The organism is Sinorhizobium sp. GQ132 (assembly GCF_059758575.1).
In genome coordinates this window covers 506,570-523,357 of sequence record NZ_JCAXDX010000001.1, presented here as the reverse complement: position 1 = coordinate 523,357, position 16,788 = coordinate 506,570, and the positions used below count along the sequence as shown (strand labels likewise).

Annotated in this window: 15 protein-coding genes; 5 read left to right on the top strand and 10 right to left on the bottom strand. The window is 64.1% G+C overall.

All coding sequences use genetic code 11. The annotated features are described in order from the left end of the window. Positions 1 to 16: 16 nt before the first annotated feature. The gene (locus AC6CIG_RS02400) at positions 17 to 1,492 is read right to left on the bottom strand and encodes a mannitol dehydrogenase family protein (protein ID WP_498322164.1); all 1,476 of its coding nucleotides are present in this window, start codon (positions 1,490 to 1,492) and stop codon (positions 17 to 19) included. 461 nt (positions 1,493 to 1,953) lie between these two features. Between AC6CIG_RS02400 and AC6CIG_RS02395 the strand changes: the two genes are divergently transcribed. Together AC6CIG_RS02395 and AC6CIG_RS02390 are read left to right on the top strand one after the other, a co-directional pair. After that, positions 1,954 to 3,018: a glycosyltransferase family 2 protein gene (locus AC6CIG_RS02395; RefSeq protein WP_498322163.1), complete on the top strand. Its 1,065-nt coding sequence runs from the start codon at positions 1,954 to 1,956 to the stop codon at positions 3,016 to 3,018. A gap of 147 nt (positions 3,019 to 3,165) precedes the next feature. Further along, positions 3,166 to 3,840 (top strand): HAD family hydrolase, encoded by a 675-nt coding sequence (locus tag AC6CIG_RS02390; RefSeq protein WP_018096186.1) that lies wholly within the window; start codon positions 3,166 to 3,168, stop codon positions 3,838 to 3,840. Positions 3,841 to 3,859: 19 nt separating this feature from the next. Here the strand turns inward: AC6CIG_RS02390 and AC6CIG_RS02385 are convergent, their stop codons facing one another. Next, positions 3,860 to 4,045: a DUF2735 domain-containing protein gene (locus AC6CIG_RS02385; RefSeq protein ID WP_018096187.1), complete on the bottom strand. Its 186-nt coding sequence runs from the start codon at positions 4,043 to 4,045 to the stop codon at positions 3,860 to 3,862. A gap of 564 nt (positions 4,046 to 4,609) precedes the next feature. Here AC6CIG_RS02385 and AC6CIG_RS02380 point away from each other — a divergent pair. Next, positions 4,610 to 5,644: a glutamine synthetase beta-grasp domain-containing protein gene (locus AC6CIG_RS02380; RefSeq protein WP_018096189.1), complete on the top strand. Its 1,035-nt coding sequence runs from the start codon at positions 4,610 to 4,612 to the stop codon at positions 5,642 to 5,644. A 478-nt stretch (positions 5,645 to 6,122) separates the two neighbouring features. Here the strand turns inward: AC6CIG_RS02380 and AC6CIG_RS02375 are convergent, their stop codons facing one another. From AC6CIG_RS02375 to AC6CIG_RS02355, 5 genes are all read right to left on the bottom strand, one after another. Beyond that, a complete protein-coding gene (locus tag AC6CIG_RS02375; protein WP_379937002.1) occupies positions 6,123 to 6,287 on the bottom strand; it encodes a hypothetical protein in 165 nt (54 codons plus the stop codon). Between the two features lie 163 nt (positions 6,288 to 6,450). Further along, positions 6,451 to 7,968, bottom strand: a complete 1,518-nt coding sequence (locus tag AC6CIG_RS02370) for a tripartite tricarboxylate transporter permease (protein WP_018096191.1) — start codon at positions 7,966 to 7,968, stop codon at positions 6,451 to 6,453. Between the two features lie 125 nt (positions 7,969 to 8,093). After that, on the bottom strand, positions 8,094 to 8,585 hold the full coding sequence (locus AC6CIG_RS02365) for a tripartite tricarboxylate transporter TctB family protein (RefSeq protein ID WP_102763666.1): 492 nt from the start codon (positions 8,583 to 8,585) through the stop codon (positions 8,094 to 8,096). Then, positions 8,582 to 9,526 (bottom strand): Bug family tripartite tricarboxylate transporter substrate binding protein, encoded by a 945-nt coding sequence (locus tag AC6CIG_RS02360; protein ID WP_498322161.1) that lies wholly within the window; start codon positions 9,524 to 9,526, stop codon positions 8,582 to 8,584. The genes AC6CIG_RS02365 and AC6CIG_RS02360 overlap by 4 nt, the downstream gene beginning before the upstream one ends. A 234-nt stretch (positions 9,527 to 9,760) precedes the next feature. Then, positions 9,761 to 10,828 carry an ABC transporter substrate-binding protein gene (locus AC6CIG_RS02355; RefSeq protein ID WP_498322159.1) on the bottom strand — a complete coding sequence of 356 codons (1,068 nt, stop codon included), beginning with the start codon at positions 10,826 to 10,828 and terminating at the stop codon, positions 9,761 to 9,763. A gap of 77 nt (positions 10,829 to 10,905) precedes the next feature. Between AC6CIG_RS02355 and AC6CIG_RS02350 the strand changes: the two genes are divergently transcribed. Together AC6CIG_RS02350 and AC6CIG_RS02345 are read left to right on the top strand one after the other, a co-directional pair. Continuing rightward, entirely contained in the window at positions 10,906 to 11,583 is a 678-nt protein-coding gene (locus tag AC6CIG_RS02350; protein WP_018096195.1) for a response regulator, read from the top strand. Then, entirely contained in the window at positions 11,580 to 12,971 is a 1,392-nt protein-coding gene (locus AC6CIG_RS02345; protein ID WP_018096196.1) for a sensor histidine kinase, read from the top strand. Before AC6CIG_RS02350 ends, AC6CIG_RS02345 begins: the two co-directional genes overlap by 4 nt. Before the next feature lie 148 nt (positions 12,972 to 13,119). On the opposite strand, the gene AC6CIG_RS02340 is transcribed toward AC6CIG_RS02345, so the two are convergent. The 3 genes from AC6CIG_RS02340 to AC6CIG_RS02330 form a co-directional block, all read right to left on the bottom strand. Beyond that, positions 13,120 to 14,070: a substrate-binding domain-containing protein gene (locus AC6CIG_RS02340; protein WP_100671300.1), complete on the bottom strand. Its 951-nt coding sequence runs from the start codon at positions 14,068 to 14,070 to the stop codon at positions 13,120 to 13,122. A gap of 65 nt (positions 14,071 to 14,135) precedes the next feature. After that, the gene (locus AC6CIG_RS02335; RefSeq protein ID WP_498322157.1) at positions 14,136 to 15,146 is read right to left on the bottom strand and encodes an ABC transporter permease; all 1,011 of its coding nucleotides are present in this window, start codon (positions 15,144 to 15,146) and stop codon (positions 14,136 to 14,138) included. Between the two features lie 77 nt (positions 15,147 to 15,223). Beyond that, on the bottom strand, positions 15,224 to 16,750 hold the full coding sequence (locus tag AC6CIG_RS02330; protein WP_026168724.1) for a sugar ABC transporter ATP-binding protein: 1,527 nt from the start codon (positions 16,748 to 16,750) through the stop codon (positions 15,224 to 15,226). Positions 16,751 to 16,788 lie beyond the last annotated feature (38 nt).

The window sequence follows — 16,788 nt, the reverse complement described above, 5'->3', positions numbered from 1 at the left end:
TTTGCCTCGTCCCGCTCTAAGCCCCGTAGCTTCGAAGCGTTGCCGCCGACCCGTTCCGGAGGAGTCCATCCAGCGCCTTGATCAGCGCGGCGCGAAACGGAGCGCTCGCCGGAAGGTCCGTGCCGAAGACGTCCGTCATCGTCAGAAAGGCATCGACGATGCGGTCCGGCTCGTCAATGCCCTGCGCAAGCCCGGCAATCCGGGCAGCATGCGGATCGCGCACGTCGATGGGACGCCCCGCCTCGTCCAGGCCGCGCGCATACCGCATCCAGGCGGCGACCCCGAGCGCGAGCCGGTCATAGCCGGCCTCGGCGTGCAGCCGGTCCCTGATCGAGCCGAGGAGGCGCTGGGGCAGCTTCTGCGAGCCATCCATGGCGATCTGCCAGGTGCGGTGGCGAAGCGCCGGATTGCGAAAGCGCTGAAGGAGTTCGGCCCGATAGGCCGGAAGGTCGAAGCCGGGCAGTTCCGGAAGGGTGGGGCTCACCTCGTGGCGCATCAACCCTTCGACCAAAGCTTCCATGCCCGGAAGGGACATGGCATCCGCCACCGTCTCGGCACCGGCGAGATAGCCGAGATAGGCAAGTGTGGAATGGCTTCCGTTCAGAAGCCGGAGCTTCATGAACTCGAAGGCGGAGACGTCTTGGACGAAGAGCGCTCCCGCCTTTTCCCATGCCGGGCGGCCGAGCGGGAAATCCTCTTCGATCACCCATTGCCGGAAGGGTTCGGTCATGATCGGCCAGGCATCTTCGAACCCCATTGCCGCGGCGACCGCACTCCGGTCGCCGTCGGTGGTGGCCGGAACGATGCGGTCCACCATGGTCGAAGGCGACGCGACGTTGCGGATGACGGCGGCGAGGGCCGGATCGCGCAGTTCCGCGAACTGTGTGACGATACGCTTCAGGACATGCCCGTTCCCCGGAAGATTGTCGCAGGAAAGCAGCGTGAAAGGGGCGATACCGGCGCTGACGCGACGCGAAATCGCCTCGACGATGAAGCCGATTGCCGATCGCGGCCGCGCGGGGTTTGCGAGATCGTGAACGATGTCCGGGTGGCCTTCGTCGAGCGTGCCGGTTGCCGGATTGTGGCAATAGCCCTTCTCGGTGATCGTCAGCGACACGATGCGCGTGGCGGGGTCTGCCATGCGGCGAAGAACGGCTTCCGGGTCCTCCGGCGCGCAAAGGAGCTCGACGACACTGCCGATCACGCCGAGATCGGAGCCTTCGCCGTCCTGGACGGCGAGGGTGTAGAGCCCGTCCTGCGGTTGAAGCGCGTCGCGCGTTTCCGGGCTGCGCAGCGAGACGCCGCAGATGCCCCAGGACGGATTCTCGGAGAGCAGCGCATCGGTGTACGCCGCCTGGTGCGCGCGATGAAAGGCGCCGATGCCGAGGTGTACGATGCCGACGGTAACTGGACCGAGGTCGTAATCGGGCCTTTTGACGGTGGGCGGCAGGCGGTCGATCGTCTTTCTCGAAAGCCGCATCAGAAGGCCCATCCGTTTCCGGTGCCTGCTTGTCCGGTGCCTGCGACCGGCATCGCGTTCGCGGGCTGCAATGTTGCGCCTCGCGCCGTCAATCGCGTGGCGATCACCTTCATGGTGTTGGGGTGTCTGGCATCCACGCGGCTTCCTCCCTGCGTCGTTCTGGCTGCAAAACTGGTATATCAGCCGCCGGAGGCGCGTCAACCGAGGTCACTTTGCTGCCTATCGGGGCATACTCGATCATCGGCACGGTAAGGCTGCAGACCGGCGTGCCGCCGCTGCAGCGGTCACTCAAATGCCACAAAACTCAGGAGGCTCACGCAGGATCGAGCACGATCTTCGCCGCCCGCCCGGCGCAACCGCGCCGTTGTCTTCACCGCAGCCCGGGAGGCTGTGCTTTCGGGACGGGCATCACCCTCAAGGACCTGCATGAGAAGGTTCGCCGCGACCAAAGCCGAAAAGCGAGGTTCACTGCGATGCATTCCATCCGAGACCATCTTCCTGTCTCCATCATCATAGCGAATTACAATTATGCGCGGTTCCTGAGCCGCGCGATCGACAGCGCCCTCGACCAGGACCACGCGCAGGTCGAGGTCATCGTCGTAGACGATGCGTCGACCGACGGGTCGCCGGAGGTGATCGCGTCCTACGGCGGACGGATCAAGGCCTGCCTGCGGGAGGAAAATGGCGGTCACGCAGCCGCTTTCAACACCGGCTTTGCGGCAAGTCGCGGGGCGATCGTTCTCTTCCTCGACGCCGACGACTATCTCTACCCGGCTGCCGTTTCCGAATTGCTTGCCCAATGGAGCGACGACACGGCCCAGATGCAATTCCGGCTGCATCTGGTGGACGAGGATCTGCGCGTCAAGGACATCTTCCCGCCCCCGGAGGTCCCGTTCGACTCCGGTGACGTAACGCCGCAACTGGCGAGCCGCGCACGATACCAGACGACGGTCACCAGCGGACTGGCTTTTGCACGCTCGGCTCTCGATGTCATCATGCCGGTTCCGGAAGCCGAGTTCCGGCAGGGTGCAGACGGCTACCTTGTCACGCTCGCCCCGCTCTACGGGAAGGTGACGTCGCTCGAAGCCTGCCTCGGCGCCTACCGAATGCACGGCAGCAATCATTCTGTCTTTGCCGAAAAACTCGGGCAGAGGGCGCGCTGGCGGGTGGAGCATGATTTTCACCGACTGAATGCCCTCAACGAACAGGCGGCCGATGTAGGTCTATCGGTTTCGCCGAAAGCGAACCTGCGCGACCCGGTGCATCTGGAGGAGCGTCTTGCATCGCTCTGCGTGGACGGCGCACGCCATCCGGTGGCTGCGGATTCGAGGCTCGGCCTCGCCGCTCACGGCGCCGTCGCCAGCATGCAGATGAACGTCTCGCTGCGCCGTCGTGCCGTGCTGGCAGCCTGGTTCGTCTCCGTCGGGCTGCTGCCGCGGCGCATGGCGCAGGCGGTCCTTTCATGGAAGCTCGTCGCTTCCTCACGGCCAGCCTTCCTGACCCGGATTTCGAGAACCATTCGCCATGCAATGGGGTAGTTGCAACTGCACGCAGACGCGATCAAGGTTCACAAAGGAAAAGTAGACAGGCTGTCTGTTCGGCTGCGAAACCTGACCCATATTTCCGCAGGTGACGGCGCCATGGCCCGTGCGTCCGATCGGACGCGCGTTACCGGGAGAAAGAGCATGCGCATCGAACCCGTCTTCCTGTTCGATCTGGACGGCACACTCGTCGACAGCGTCTACCAGCACGTGCTTGCCTGGAAGGAAGCCCTCGACGCGGAAGGGATCGACCTTTCGGTCTGGCGCATCCATCGCAAGATAGGCATGAGCGGCGGGCTCTTCACCGACCAGCTCCTGCGCGAGACGAATATGGAAATCAGCGGTGACAGGGTTGCGCGATTGCGTCAGCGCCACGCCGACGCCTACAGGCGGCAGGCAGACAGCATAAGACCGTTGCCCGGCGCGCGCGAGCTTCTAACGTGGCTCACCGATGCGAAGATCTCTTATGCGATCGCCACGAGCGGGCGGATGGAGACGGCCGCCGTCAATCTCGCCGCTCTCGGCGTCGATCCGGCGGTCGTGCCGGTCGTGACGCGAGACCTCGTCAAATATGCCAAGCCCGATCCGGATCTCTTTCTCGCCGCCGCCGAACAGCTCGGCGCCCCGATCGAGACGGCAGTGGTGGTCGGCGACAGTATCTGGGATATGCTGGCGGCGGTGCGCTGCCGTGCCTTGGCCATCGGCTTGCTGAGCGGAGGCTACGGACATGAGGAACTGCGGCAAGCCGGCGCTTACCGCATCTTCGACGACCCGGCCGATATGCTGCACCATATCGACGAGGTCGGCGGGCGGCGGTGAGCGGGAAGACCGCTCCGCTTCAGTGCTTCGTATCGTCGCTCAGGGCTTCCTCGTGATACCAGCAGCCATCGACGGCGGCGCACACGTCCGACGGTGCGAGGTCCAGTTTGCGCTGGGCTTCGGAACGCCGTTCCTCGGCCTTCCGCGACACAGCGGCCGGAAACTTCAGGATCGTCGCAGACTTGCCGTAAAGACTCGTGGCCATGCTCTGGTCTCCCGTGAGTTCTGGGGAGAAACATAGTGCAACCAGGCAGGATTTGCACATGATTTACGCGAATTGCCGAAATTTCGTTCAATTCCGTGCCGGAATTGCGAGCATTGTCCGGAGCATTCGCGGATGCAACGGGCGCAAGTGCGATTTTTTAGGCAGCGGCGCCTGCCAAATAATTTTTGGGCAGAAATGTTCGGGCCGCGGACGCCGATAAGGATGAGCAGGAGAAGCGGCTCCAGGCACCTTTCCGCAAGTGAGGAGACCGCGGTATCGATTTGAATTGCTGCTTGTTTTTCTGCCCAGGACGGCCCCGAACCGCGTAAAAATGCCGGGCTTTGCGGGTCCCGCCGACGATCTTTTCCGGCTGCGTCCGCGGGGCGCGTCCGCGCCGATTCGCCCCGCCGCGGTGCCGCCGGCGGAAAAAAGTCTCTCTCCAGCCGCCCAACTGGCACGCTTGATGCTTCATGGTATCCGATCCCTGGCGGTTGGGCGTTGTGTAGCGCTGAAGCTGTCAGGATTTGCTCAAACCATGCAGCACCACGTTAGAGAGATTCGCTAATGACCAAGTATAAGCTCGAGTACATCTGGCTCGATGGCTACACGCCCGTCCCAAATCTCCGCGGGAAGACGCAGATCAAGGAATTCGACGCGTTTCCGACGCTCGAACAGCTTCCGCTCTGGGGCTTCGACGGCAGCTCGACGCAGCAGGCCGAAGGGCGCAGCTCCGATTGCGTGCTGAAGCCGGTTGCGGTCTATCCCGACCCGGTCCGCACGAATGGCGCATTGGTCATGTGCGAGGTCATGATGCCGGACGGCAAGACGCCGCATCCGTCGAATACCCGTGCAACGGTCCTCGACGATGAAAGCGCCTGGTTCGGCTTCGAGCAGGAATATTTCTTCTACAAGAACGGCCGCCCGCTGGGCTTCCCGGAGCAGGGCTATCCGGCGCCGCAGGGCCCGTACTACACCGGCGTCGGCTACAAGAATGTCGGCGACATCGCGCGCCAGATCGTCGAAGAGCATCTCGACATCTGCCTGGCCGCGGGCATCAACCACGAAGGCATCAACGCCGAAGTGGCCAAGGGCCAATGGGAATTCCAGGTTTTCGGCAAGGGCTCCAAGAAGGCTGCCGATGAAGTCTGGCTGGCGCGCTACCTTCTGCTGCGCCTGACGGAGAAATACGGCATCGACGTCGAGTTCCACTGCAAGCCGCTCGGCGACACCGACTGGAACGGCTCCGGCATGCACGCCAACTTCTCGACTGCCTATCTGCGCGAAGTCGGCGGCAAGGACTATTTCGAAGCGCTGATGGCCGCCTTCGAGAAGAACCTGCACGACCACATCAACGTCTACGGCCCGGACAACCACTTGCGCCTGACCGGCAAGCACGAGACGGCGCCGTGGGACAAGTTCAGCTACGGCGTGGCCGACCGCGGCGCCTCCATTCGCGTTCCGCACAGCTTCGTCAACAACGGCTACCGCGGCTATCTCGAAGATCGCCGCCCGAACTCCCAGGGCGACCCCTACCAGATCGCTTCGGTCATCCTGAAGACGATCGCGAGCGTGCCGACGGCGGTTGCCAAGGTCGCTTGATCTCTTGCGGAATGCCCACGTGACCTCAAAGCGCGCGGGACTGTAAAATCTTAATGGCGCCGGCCAGTTTGCCGGCGCCATTTTTATTTGAAGATCTTCCCATTCCGGCGCCTTTTCACATTCCCTGCCTGTTCGAGACGGACAGCGGAACCGACCTGTTCGTGACGGAACCGTTGAACAGGCCGAAGGACGGCATCGGATATCATCGGGAGGGATTGGTCGCCCTGCACACTCACCATGAACCGGCAGTTCACCCGGGCAGGGCATGAGGTCGGGTTCGAAGCGGCGAGCGGATCCGTCGCGTCTCTCCCGTTTCGTGCGGGGGCTCGGCGTCATGGGCCGGAGGATCATCGCGTCCGGTTGAGGTTGAAGCCGTTCGGACGACGGTCGCAATGGGAGGGCAGTTCCCTGAAACAGGATCGCGTCGCCTGATGGCGACGCGATCCTGTTTCAAGCTGAGGCCTGGACGTCGGGCAGGTCAGCCCTGGCGATTGCCCGGGAAGGCTGCGGGATCGATGCCGAGGGTGCGGAGATCCTGTGCTTTGGGGCGGCGATGGCCTTCGACGGCGGCGGCAGCAGCGGTTGCGGCGCCGAGTACGGCGAAGGCGCGGCCGATGAAGCCCATGCGGTTCTTGCTGGTCATCTCTTGCTCGCTTTCGTTTTCTATTCGATGAGCAAAAGATGGGTCCGGCGGGGTTGTTTTGCAATGCACAAAACCTCAGCCCAGCCATGCAGCGAAAGCAGGCCCGCACGCGTCCAGCAATAGGGGCGGTAGCCGATCGGCCTGCCAGATCGTCGGAAGCCGCTCAGTCTTCGCTGGCGGCGAGTTGTGCGAGCACTTCGCCGCGGCCGCGGGCCCTGAGGATCAGCGGCACGACAAGGGCGAGCGCGGCGATCACCAGGAGCACGGCCGCGATCGGCGACGTGAAGAGCACTGTTATGTCGCCCTGGCTGATCGAGAGCGCTCTGCGGAGCTGCTGTTCGGCGAGCGGCCCGAGGATCAGGCCGACGACCACCGGCGCGATCGGATAGCCGAAGACGCGCATGACGTAGCCCAGCAGGCCGAAGGCCAGCAGCATGCCGAGTTCGAAGACCGAGGGATTGGCGCCGATGGTGCCGAGCGTTGCGAAGAGCAGGATGCCCGCATAGAGCCACGGTTTCGGGATCGTCAACAGCCTCACCCAGAGGCCGATCAGCGGCAGGTTGAGGACAAGCAGCATGAAATTGGCGATGAGGAGGCTGGCGATGAGACCCCAGACGAGCTGCGGATTGGTGGCGAAGAGCAGCGGCCCCGGCTGCAGCCCGTATTGCTGGAAGCCGGCGAGCATGATCGCGGCCGTCGCCGTGGTCGGCAGGCCGAGCGTGAGGAGCGGCACCAGCGTGCCTGCAGCGGATGCGTTGTTGGCGGCTTCCGGGCCCGCCACGCCCTCGATGGCGCCGTTGCCGAATTCCTCCGGATGTTTGGTCAGGCGCTTCTCCGCCGCATAGGAGAGGAAAGTGCCGATCTCGGCGCCCCCGGCCGGCATGGCGCCGATGGGAAAGCCGATGAAGGTGCCGCGCAGCCACGGCTTCCAGGAGCGCGCCCAATCCGTGGCGCTCATCCAGACCGAGCCCTTGACCGCTTCCACCTTGTCCGGGCCGCGGTCGCCTTGCGCGGCGATGAACAGCGTCTCGCCGATCGCGAACATGGCGACGGCGAGAGTCGTCACCTCGATGCCGTCGAGGAGGTCGGGCACGCCGAAAGAAAGGCGCGCCTGGCCGGTCAGCTGGTCGATGCCGATGCACGCAAGGGTCAGGCCGACGAAGAGCGAGGTGAGCCCCCGCAGCGTCGAGTCGCCGAAGGCGGAGGAGACGGTGACGAAGGCGAGCACCATCAGCGCGAAATATTCGCGCGGGCCGAAGACGAGCGCCAGCTTGACGATATAGGGCGCAATGAAGGCCAGTCCGAGCGTGGCGATGAGGCCGGCGACGAAGGAGCCGATGGCTGCCGTGGCAAGCGCCGGACCGCCGCGGCCGGCACGCGCCATCTTGTTGCCCTCGAGGGCGGTGACGATCGAGGCGCTCTCGCCGGGCGTGTTCAGCAGGATCGACGTCGTCGAACCCCCATACATGCCGCCATAATATATGCCGGCGAACATGATGAGCGACCCGGCCGGATCGAGCTGATAGGTGACCGGCAGGAGCAGTGCGACGGTCAATGCAGGGCCGATGCCGGGCAGCACCCCGACGGCGGTGCCGAGCGTTACGCCGATGAGTGCGTAGAGAAGGTTCATCGGCTGGGCAGCAACCAGCAGCCCCTGCAACAGGAAATCGAAAGTACCCATGGTCGTCGGCCTTCTTTAGATCACGGTGATTCCAGGATCGAACCTGAAATCATGAACGTGATCGATCTGATAGGTTAAGAGCGGGATGCGGGCGGAAGACCGCGCACACTTTTCCTGATCCCGCTCTAGAAGAACAGGCGTTCCAGCGGCCCTGCGGGCAGCGACAATTGCAGGAGCTTGGCGAAGATAGCCCAGACGATGAAACTGAACACGACGCCGATCGGCACGGTCAGCCACAATTTGCGTTTGCCGAAGCCGCGGGCCGTGAGGGCGAAGAGAATGCCGGTCGCGATCGAGAAGCCCAACGTGTTCAAGAGCAGCATCTGCGCCGCAAGCCCGGCGACGATCCAGACAACCGGACCCGCCTGCTGGTGCTCGCGTTCGGGAAAGTCGCCCCGCCAGGCTTCGACCGCCGTCCAGACCGCAAGCGCGATGAGACAGCAGGCGATCGCATAGGGCACGGTCATCGGCCCGACTTGCGAGTAGCCGGCAAGGCCGCTCAGGCGCGACACGTCCCAGAAGATCACACCGGCGATTGCTGCCAGAACGGCGGCGATGACCAGCGCCGCCCGGTCGGGGCGGCGCGTTTCGACCGAAGGGTTGGTCCCCTTGTTCATTTGACCAGCCCGATGTCCTTCAGGACGGTTTCCGTGGCGGAAATGTCCTTGGCGAGCTGCTCGTCGAAGGCGGCGCCGGCGAGATAGGTGTCCTGCCAGCCTTTGGTCTTCAGCACTTCCTGCCAGCCTGCGGATTTTGCAAGCTTCTCGATGTCGGCGGAGACTGCGGCCTTCTGTTCTTCCGTGAGGCCCGGGGCAGCGGCGACCATGCGCCAGTTTTCGACCACGACGTCGACGCCGGATTCCTTCAGCGTCGGCGCGTCGATACCCTCGAGGCGCTCGGCGCTGGAAACGGCGAGCAGGCGGAGCGTTCCGGCCTTCACCTGGGACTCGAATTCACCGTAACCGGAAATGCCGGCGGTTACCTGGCTGCCGAGGATCGCGGCAAGCGCCTCGCCGCCGCCGGAATAGGCGATGTAGTTGATCTTGGTCGGATCGACACCAGCGGCCTTGGCAATCAGGCCTACCGCGATATGGTCGGTACCGCCGGCCGAGCCGCCTGCCCAGGAAACCGCGCCCGGATCCTTCTTCAGCGCCTCGACGAGATCTTTCATCGTCTGGATCTCGGAGGCGGCGGGAACGACGATCGCTTCGTATTCGCCCGTAAGCCGCGCGATCGGCGTCACGTCCTTGAGGGTGACCGGCGAGTTGTTGGTGAGGATGGCGCCAACCATGACGTAACCGCCGACGAGGAGCGCGTTCGGGTTGCCCTTCTGCTGGCTTGCGAACTGGGCAAGGCCGATCGTGCCGCCGGCGCCCGGAACGTTCTGGACCTGCACGTTGCCGGAAATGCCCTCCTGCTGCAGGACGGCCTGCATCGAACGGGCGGTCTGGTCCCAGCCGCCGCCGGGATTGGCCGGCGCGATGATCGTGTAGTCGGCGGCATAGGCCGGCAGAGCAATTGCGCCGGCGAGAATGGATGCGAGGAAGAAGTGTTTCAAGGTCGGTCCTCCGTGAGGCGCGCTTCGTCACGCGCACATTGATTATCGTTCGCGAAGGGGAGAAGCGGCTGGTCGACATCGACGGCGACCTTAGACCGGACTTGTGGATCCTCCCGATACGCTGCCGGCGGTCCGCCTCCACGGTTCGCCGGCGACCTTAAGCAACATAGAAAGCTGACATTAACCTGACATCAAGTCCGTTTCGCGTAAATGACTTGTTTGCCTGCTTATTATTCACTGCAGGCGCAGCATCTCGTTCCAGCGGGCAATCAGCCGCGCCCGCTTGACCTGGTCGAGATAGACCATCAGCCCGGGGCTGACCGGTACGGGTTTCAACTGACCTCCGAGCATTTCCCGCATGGTGTTCGCGGTGTTCTCGCCGGCGACTTCGGGGCTGACCGCCGGGATCTGCAGCTCGCGCGCCATGATCGTCTGGCCCTCCTTCGACATGAAGAATTCGAGATAGCGGCGGCCGAGTTCGGGGGCGGCTGCGGCCTGCGGCACCAGCCCGATGCGCGACATGACGACCGTATAGTCCTTCGGCAGCACGATGCCGACATCGGGATGCCGCGATGCCCAGTCGGCCGCGTAGGAGCCGAGGATGTTGTAGCCGAGCACGAAGCGTCCGTCGGAAATCCTCTCCAGGATCGCCTGACTGGTCGAATAGAGCTTCACTCCGGCCGACCCCATGGTGCGGATCACCGTCCAGATGTCGCCGAACTGCTCCTGGTCGCGCGACATGAAGAGGAAGCCGACGCCGGAGCGTTCGATGTCGTAGGTGCCGATGCGGCCGAAGACGGCGTTTCCTTTCCGCTTGAGGTAATCGACGAATTCGGCGCGCGTCGCCGGCGGCTCCTCGTGCCGGAAGCTCGGCTTGTGGTAGACGAAGACGGCCGGCTCGAAGGTGAGAGCGTAAGCCGTGTTGCGCCAGTTCGCCCAGGCCGGCCAGCGTCCGCTCATAGGCAGGTCGCTGCGTTGCGCATAACCATCATTGCTGAGCTTGACCTGCAGGTCCATGGCGGAGGAAAAGGCGAAATCGGCGGTCTTCTCGCCGGCATCGGTCTCCTTGACGATCCTGTCGTAGATCTCGCCGGTCAGCATGTCCTCGTAGCGGACCGCGACATCCGGATTGGCCTTCTGGAAGCCGTCGATCATCGGTCTCGCCAAGGGTTCGTCGAGCGAGGAATAGACGGTCAGGACCGGTGCGGCTCCGTCACCGGAGAGAGCCGGGAAGAACGTCGGCGCGGCCTTAGCGACCGCGGCCGACAGGATCAAAAAACCGAGAGAAATCAAGAACCGCATGAATTCACAATGCCTGAGAGCGCTGCCGTTCACAAGCAAGCTCGCGAGCGATAGAGTGATCCCGGGGAGAGGCGATATTGCGTATCTTGCTGGTTGAGGACAATCGGGCCCTGGCTGAGGGCCTTTCGACGCTTCTGCGGGGCAGCGGCTATGCCGTCGACGTCGTAAGCGACGGCGCATCCGCGCATGCGGTTGCTGCGGCCGAGAGCTTCGATCTGGTGATCCTCGATTTGAACCTGCCGGAGATGGATGGACTGGACGTGCTGCGTGCCATGCGGGCACGGCAGAACCGCGCGGCGGTTCTCATCCTGACGGCGCGCGGTACGCCGGAGGAGAGGATCAAGGGACTCGACCTCGGCGCCGACGATTACCTGATCAAGCCTTTCGATATCGGCGAGTTCGAGGCGCGCGTGCGCGTCCTCCTGCGCCGGCAGGCGGGGTTGCGCGCCTCCGTCGTCAGCTATGGCAATGTCTCGCTGGATCTCACCTCGCGCAGTTTCTCCTCGGCAGGCATGCCGATCGAAATTCCGGCGCGCGAGCTCGGTCTTCTCGAGCTTCTGTTCATGCGCGCCGGTAAGGTCGTCGCCAAGGACGCCATCGTGCAATCGCTGACGGGCCTTGACGACGATCTGAGCCCCAATGCGATCGAGCAATATGTGAGCCGGCTGCGCAAGCGGCTGGCGCCCTTCGGGCTGACCGTACGGACCGCCCGCGGCATCGGCTATTATCTCGACAAGACGGCCGGTCCCGAATGACAGCCGCCCCCGGAAAGGTCGTCTATTCGCTGCGGCGCAGGCTGCTCGGCTGGCTGCTGATCTCGACAGCCGTAATCGGCGTCGTCGCGCTGGCGGATACCTACCGGGAAGCCGTCAAGACGGCAAATGCCGTCTCGGACCGGGTGCTTGCCGGATCGGCGCTGGCGATCGCCGAGCGCGTGGTCGTCGCCGAAGACGGCTCGTTGCAGGTCGACATCCCCTATGTTGCGCTCGAGATGCTGACATCGGCGGCGCAGGACCGGGTCTTTTACCGGGTGGACGGCCCGCCCGGCGAGTTCATCACCGGTTACCAGACCCTGCCTTCGCTTTCCGAAAGCACCGGTCAATCGACGAGCTTCGCAGATGCCGTCTTTCGCGGCGAACCTATCCGCGTCGCGGCACTCAGACGCTCCGCCTCGACCGGGGTCAATTCCGTTCCCTTCGTCGTCACCGTCGCGGAGACGACGATCGCCCGGCGCCAGCTCGCGCAGACCATCATCATCCGTTCCGCCCTGCGTCTCGGGCTGATGATCGCCGGGGCGGCGATGATCGTCTGGGTCGCCGTCACCTTTTCCCTGAGGCCGCTCTATCGGCTTGGCGATGCGATCGCCGAGCGCAGCCCCGACGATCTGCATCCGATCCGCGAGCAGGTGCCGAACGAAGTCCAGGGGCTCGTCGATACCGTGAACTCTTTCATGGTCCGCCTGCAATCGGCCCTCGATGCGCTGCGGCACTTCACAGGCAATGCCAGCCATCAGCTCAGAACCCCGCTTGCTATCATCCGCACGCAGCTTGCGCTTGCGCAGCGGGCGACGACGATCGAGGAAACCCGGGCGGCGGCGATGAAGGCGGACGAGGCCGTCGCCAATGCCGAACGCATTCTCGCGCAGCTGCTGCTGATGGCCAAGATCGATGCCGCGGGCCGAGACGAGGCGCGAGGATTGGAGCGGGTCGAACTCGTCGGGCTTGCCCGCGCCGTCACGGGGGACCACGTACCGGCGGCGGGCGAAGCCGGCATCGATCTCGGCTTTGCCGGCGAGGGCGAGCACTGGATCCGCGCCGAGCCCCTGCTTGTCGGCGAACTCCTGAAGAACCTGATCGGCAATGCGTTGCTTTATGCCGGCCGCGGGGCGGAGGTGACCGTGCGCGTCGGGAGCAGGGACCACGCGGTCCTGCTGGAAGTAGAGGACAATGGCCCGGGCATTCCGGCGGAGCTGCGCGAGGCGGCGCTCAAGCGTTTCCGGCGCGGCGGCGAGGAAGCCCCCGGTACCGGACTGGGCCTCCCGATCGTCGAGGAAATCGTCGGGCTTTACGGGGGGACCATGCGGCTGGACGAGGGTGACGCCGGTCGAGGGTTGAAGGTGGTGGCGGCGTTTCCGGCGGGGTGAGGCTGATTAGAGGCGGCCGCGAACGCGCCAACGGACACCCCCACTGCCCGGCAGGGCGGAGGGGGTGTCCGTTGTATAAACGCCAAAGAAAAGACCCGCCCGAGGAAAGCCTCAGGCAGGCCGTGTCTTGATTAGCTCCGACGTCCGGTCAGAACGGCGAATCGGGGAAATAGAAGTCCTTGGCGTTTTCCTTCGTCACCAGCGTCGCGTCGATCGTGTAGGTGCCGCGAACCGGGACCTGGCCGTAGAAGTTGGCAACGGTCATTTCGAGTGCCGTGCCGACCATTGCCGGCGGGTAGAGCACGTCGACCGGGATCATCTTGTCGCCATCCATGACCCTCTTGATCATGTCCTTCGAACCGGCTCCGGCGACCACATACTGGATGTCGGTGCGCTTGGCCTGGTCGATCGCCTGCAGCACCCCGACGGCCATGTCGTCATCCTGGCACCAAACCACGTCGATCTGCGGATACTTGGTCAGATAGTCCTGCATGACCTTGAAGGCGTCGTCGCGATTCCAGTTGCCGTACTGGCGGTCCAGGATTTCGACCTTGGAGCCGGCGATGCCCTTGTCGAAGCCGTCCTGACGCTGCTGGTCGATCGGGATCGGCAGGCCGCGAATGACGACCACCTTGGCTTCCGGCGTGGTGGCCTTGATGTATTCGCCGGCGACCTGGCCGAGTGCCGGGTTGTTGCCGGCGACATAGAGGTCACGCACGCTGTTGTCGTTGGTCGAAGGCGCGCGGTCCACCAGCGCCACGAAGGTGCCCTTGCCCTTGACTTCCTTGATCGCATTGACCAGCGGATCGGGGTCGGTCGGCAGGATCACGAGGGCGTCGATCCCCTGCGTTTCGAGGTCCTGCACGGCATTGGCCTGGCTCGCCGGATCCGGCGAGGTCTTGACGATGACGTTGAGGCCCGGATGCTGTTCCATGAGCAGCTTGGCAACACGCTCGGCGTGGAACACCACGCCGGCGGTCCAGCCATGGTCGGCCGCCGGGATCGACACGCCGATCGTGACGTTCTTGTCTTGTGCATGGGCTGCACCCGTCAGTGCCATCATCGTGACGGCGGCAATGCCCATTAATCCCTTTCGCATGCTTCTTCCTCCCAATGATTCTAAGTCTTGGTTGATGTGGCCGGATCGCGCTCGATCCGGCTTGGTCACGATTTGCGTACCAGCGAGCGCTGGACGAGCATCGCGATGATGATGATCGCACCCTGCATCGCGCCGATCAGGTATTCGCTGATGAAGTTCGACAGGAGCATGATGTTTCCGACCAATTCGAGAATGAAGGCACCGCAGATCGTGCCCCAGACGCGGCCGGCGCCGCCCTTGAGCGCCGTTCCGCCGACGACGACGGCGGTGATGGCCTGCAGTTCCCAGAGGATACCGGTCGTGGCCGAGGTGGATCCGAGCCGCGGCACGTAGAGCAGCACGGCGACGGCGACGCAGAGTCCCTGGATGACGAAGGCGATGGTGCGCACGCGATTGACGGCGATGCCGGAATAGCGAGCCACGTCGCTGTTGGAGCCGACGGCGACCACGTGCCGGCCGTAACGCGTGCGATAGAGGATGAAGGCGGCGACGGCAGTGACCGCGAGGATGATCGCGATCGGCACCGGCACGCCGAGAATGCTGCCGAAATAGGCCGGGCGATAGAGCTCCTGTATTTCCGGCTCGCGCAGGGTGATCGCGCCGCCTTGCGAAAGCCAGGTGGTAAGGCCGCGATAGATGCCCATCGTGCCGAGCGTCGCGATGAAGGGCTCGATCCTGCCGACCGTGGTGATCAGCCCGTTGGCGAGCCCGCAGGCGCTACCGGCGACGACCGCGAAGAGGACCGCGGCCGTGAGCATCAGTGCCGGATCGGCAATCACGCCGGAATTCATGAACAGGATCATCAGGCTCGCCACGAAGGCGACCATCGAGCCGACGGAAAGGTCGAGGTCGCCTGCGGAAATGACGAAGGTGGCGCCAACAGCGATGATGGCGATGAAGGCGCTGCGGGTGGCGACGTTGGCGAGGTTGTTGAGACTGATGAAGTTGGGGTTGACCATGGCACCGACGATCAACAGCAGTGCAAGGGCGGCAAACGGCGCCACGGCCCTGAGATCGACGTCCCGCCACGTCCGGCGGTGCGTTGTGCTTTGGATGCCTTCCTCGTTCACGCTCATGTCCAGATCAACCTCTCCCGCCCCCGAGCCGGGGGAATTCCTTTTCCTGTGCCTGCCTTCGCCGCGCGTCCAAGCGGTCAGGCGGCAGCCATTTTCTTCAGTCCGGCTGCGTAGCGCATGATCTCCTGCTCGGAGATCTCGTCTCCCTCGAGCATGCCGACGATGCGTCCCTCGCGCATCACCGCGACCCTGGTGCAAAGCCCGATGACCTCGGGCATTTCGGAAGAGACGACGATGATCGAGCGGCCGTCGCGCGCGAGCGCCGAGATGAAATGATAGATCTGCTGCTTGGTGCCGACGTCGATGCCGCGTGTCGGCTCGTCGATGATGATGATGTCCGGTTCCGTTTCCATCACCTTGGCGAGCAGCAGCTTCTGCTGATTGCCGCCGGACATGCGCCTGGCGACGACATTGCCGTCGCGCACGCGGATGTCGAAGCGGCGGCGGGCCCTTTCGAGTGCAGCCGCCTCGCTGGCCGGGCTGAGATAGCCGATGCGGGCATGCCGGCCGAGCGACTGCAATGTCAGGTTCGTCGTCATGCCGGAGTTGAGCAGCAGGCCCTTCGCCTTGCGATCCTTGGTCATGTAGGCAAGACCGCGCCGGTTGGCCGCGTGCACGTCGCCTGAAGGCGCGGTCTCTCCACGGATCGTCACCTCGCCCGACAGGCGGGGCCTGAGGCCGGCGACCGCTTCCATGAGTTCGGTGCGGCCGGAGCCGATCATGCCCGAAAAGCCCAGTATTTCGCCTTTGCGCACCTCGAAGCTGGCGTCCTTCACATAGTCGGTCGAGACGGCGTCGACTCGCAGCACGACCTCTTCGTCGACGTTCGGCTCATTCTTGGCGGGATAGAGACTCGACATTTCGCGGCCGACCATGAGCTGCGCAATCGACTCGCCGTCGAGCATCGATGTCGCGGCGGTCTTCACCCACTGCCCGTCGCGCAGCACCGTCACCCGGTCGGTCAGTTCGATGACTTCGTCGAGCTTGTGCGACACGAAGACGAAGCTCGTGCCCCTGTCGCGCAGCTTGCGCACCTGCCGGAAAAGGAAGTTGGTCTCCTCGCGGGAGAGAACGGCAGTCGGCTCGTCCATGAAGACGATCCGCGCGTCACGGCTGATGGCCTTGGCGATCTCGACCATCTGTTTTTCGGCGATTGAAAGACTGCCGATCAGCGCGTTCGCGTCTACGTGGCAGCCGAGCAGATCGAGAACCCGGCGCGCCTCCGCGCGCATATACTTGCGGTCGAGCACCCCGAAACGCGTCACCTCGCGACCGAGAAACAGGCTTTCGGCGACAGTCAGATGTTCGGCGAGATTGAATTCCTGGTGGATGATGACGATGCCCAGCGCTTCGGCCGCGCCGTTTGCAGGAAGCGTTACCGGCTGGCCATCGAGCAGGACCTCGCCCGAGGACGGCTGCTCGAACCCTGAAAGAATCTTGACGAGGGTCGACTTGCCGGCGCCGTTCTCGCCCATCAGGGCATGGATCTCGCCGGCGCGAAGCTCGAAATTGACACTGAAGAGCACCTGCACGCCGCTGAAGGACTTGCTGATCCGCCGCGCCTCCAGCACGACGCGCGCGGCGTCTACCGTCTCCGGATTCATCGATTTCCCCCATTGCGGCTCCCGACCGCCCATGGACG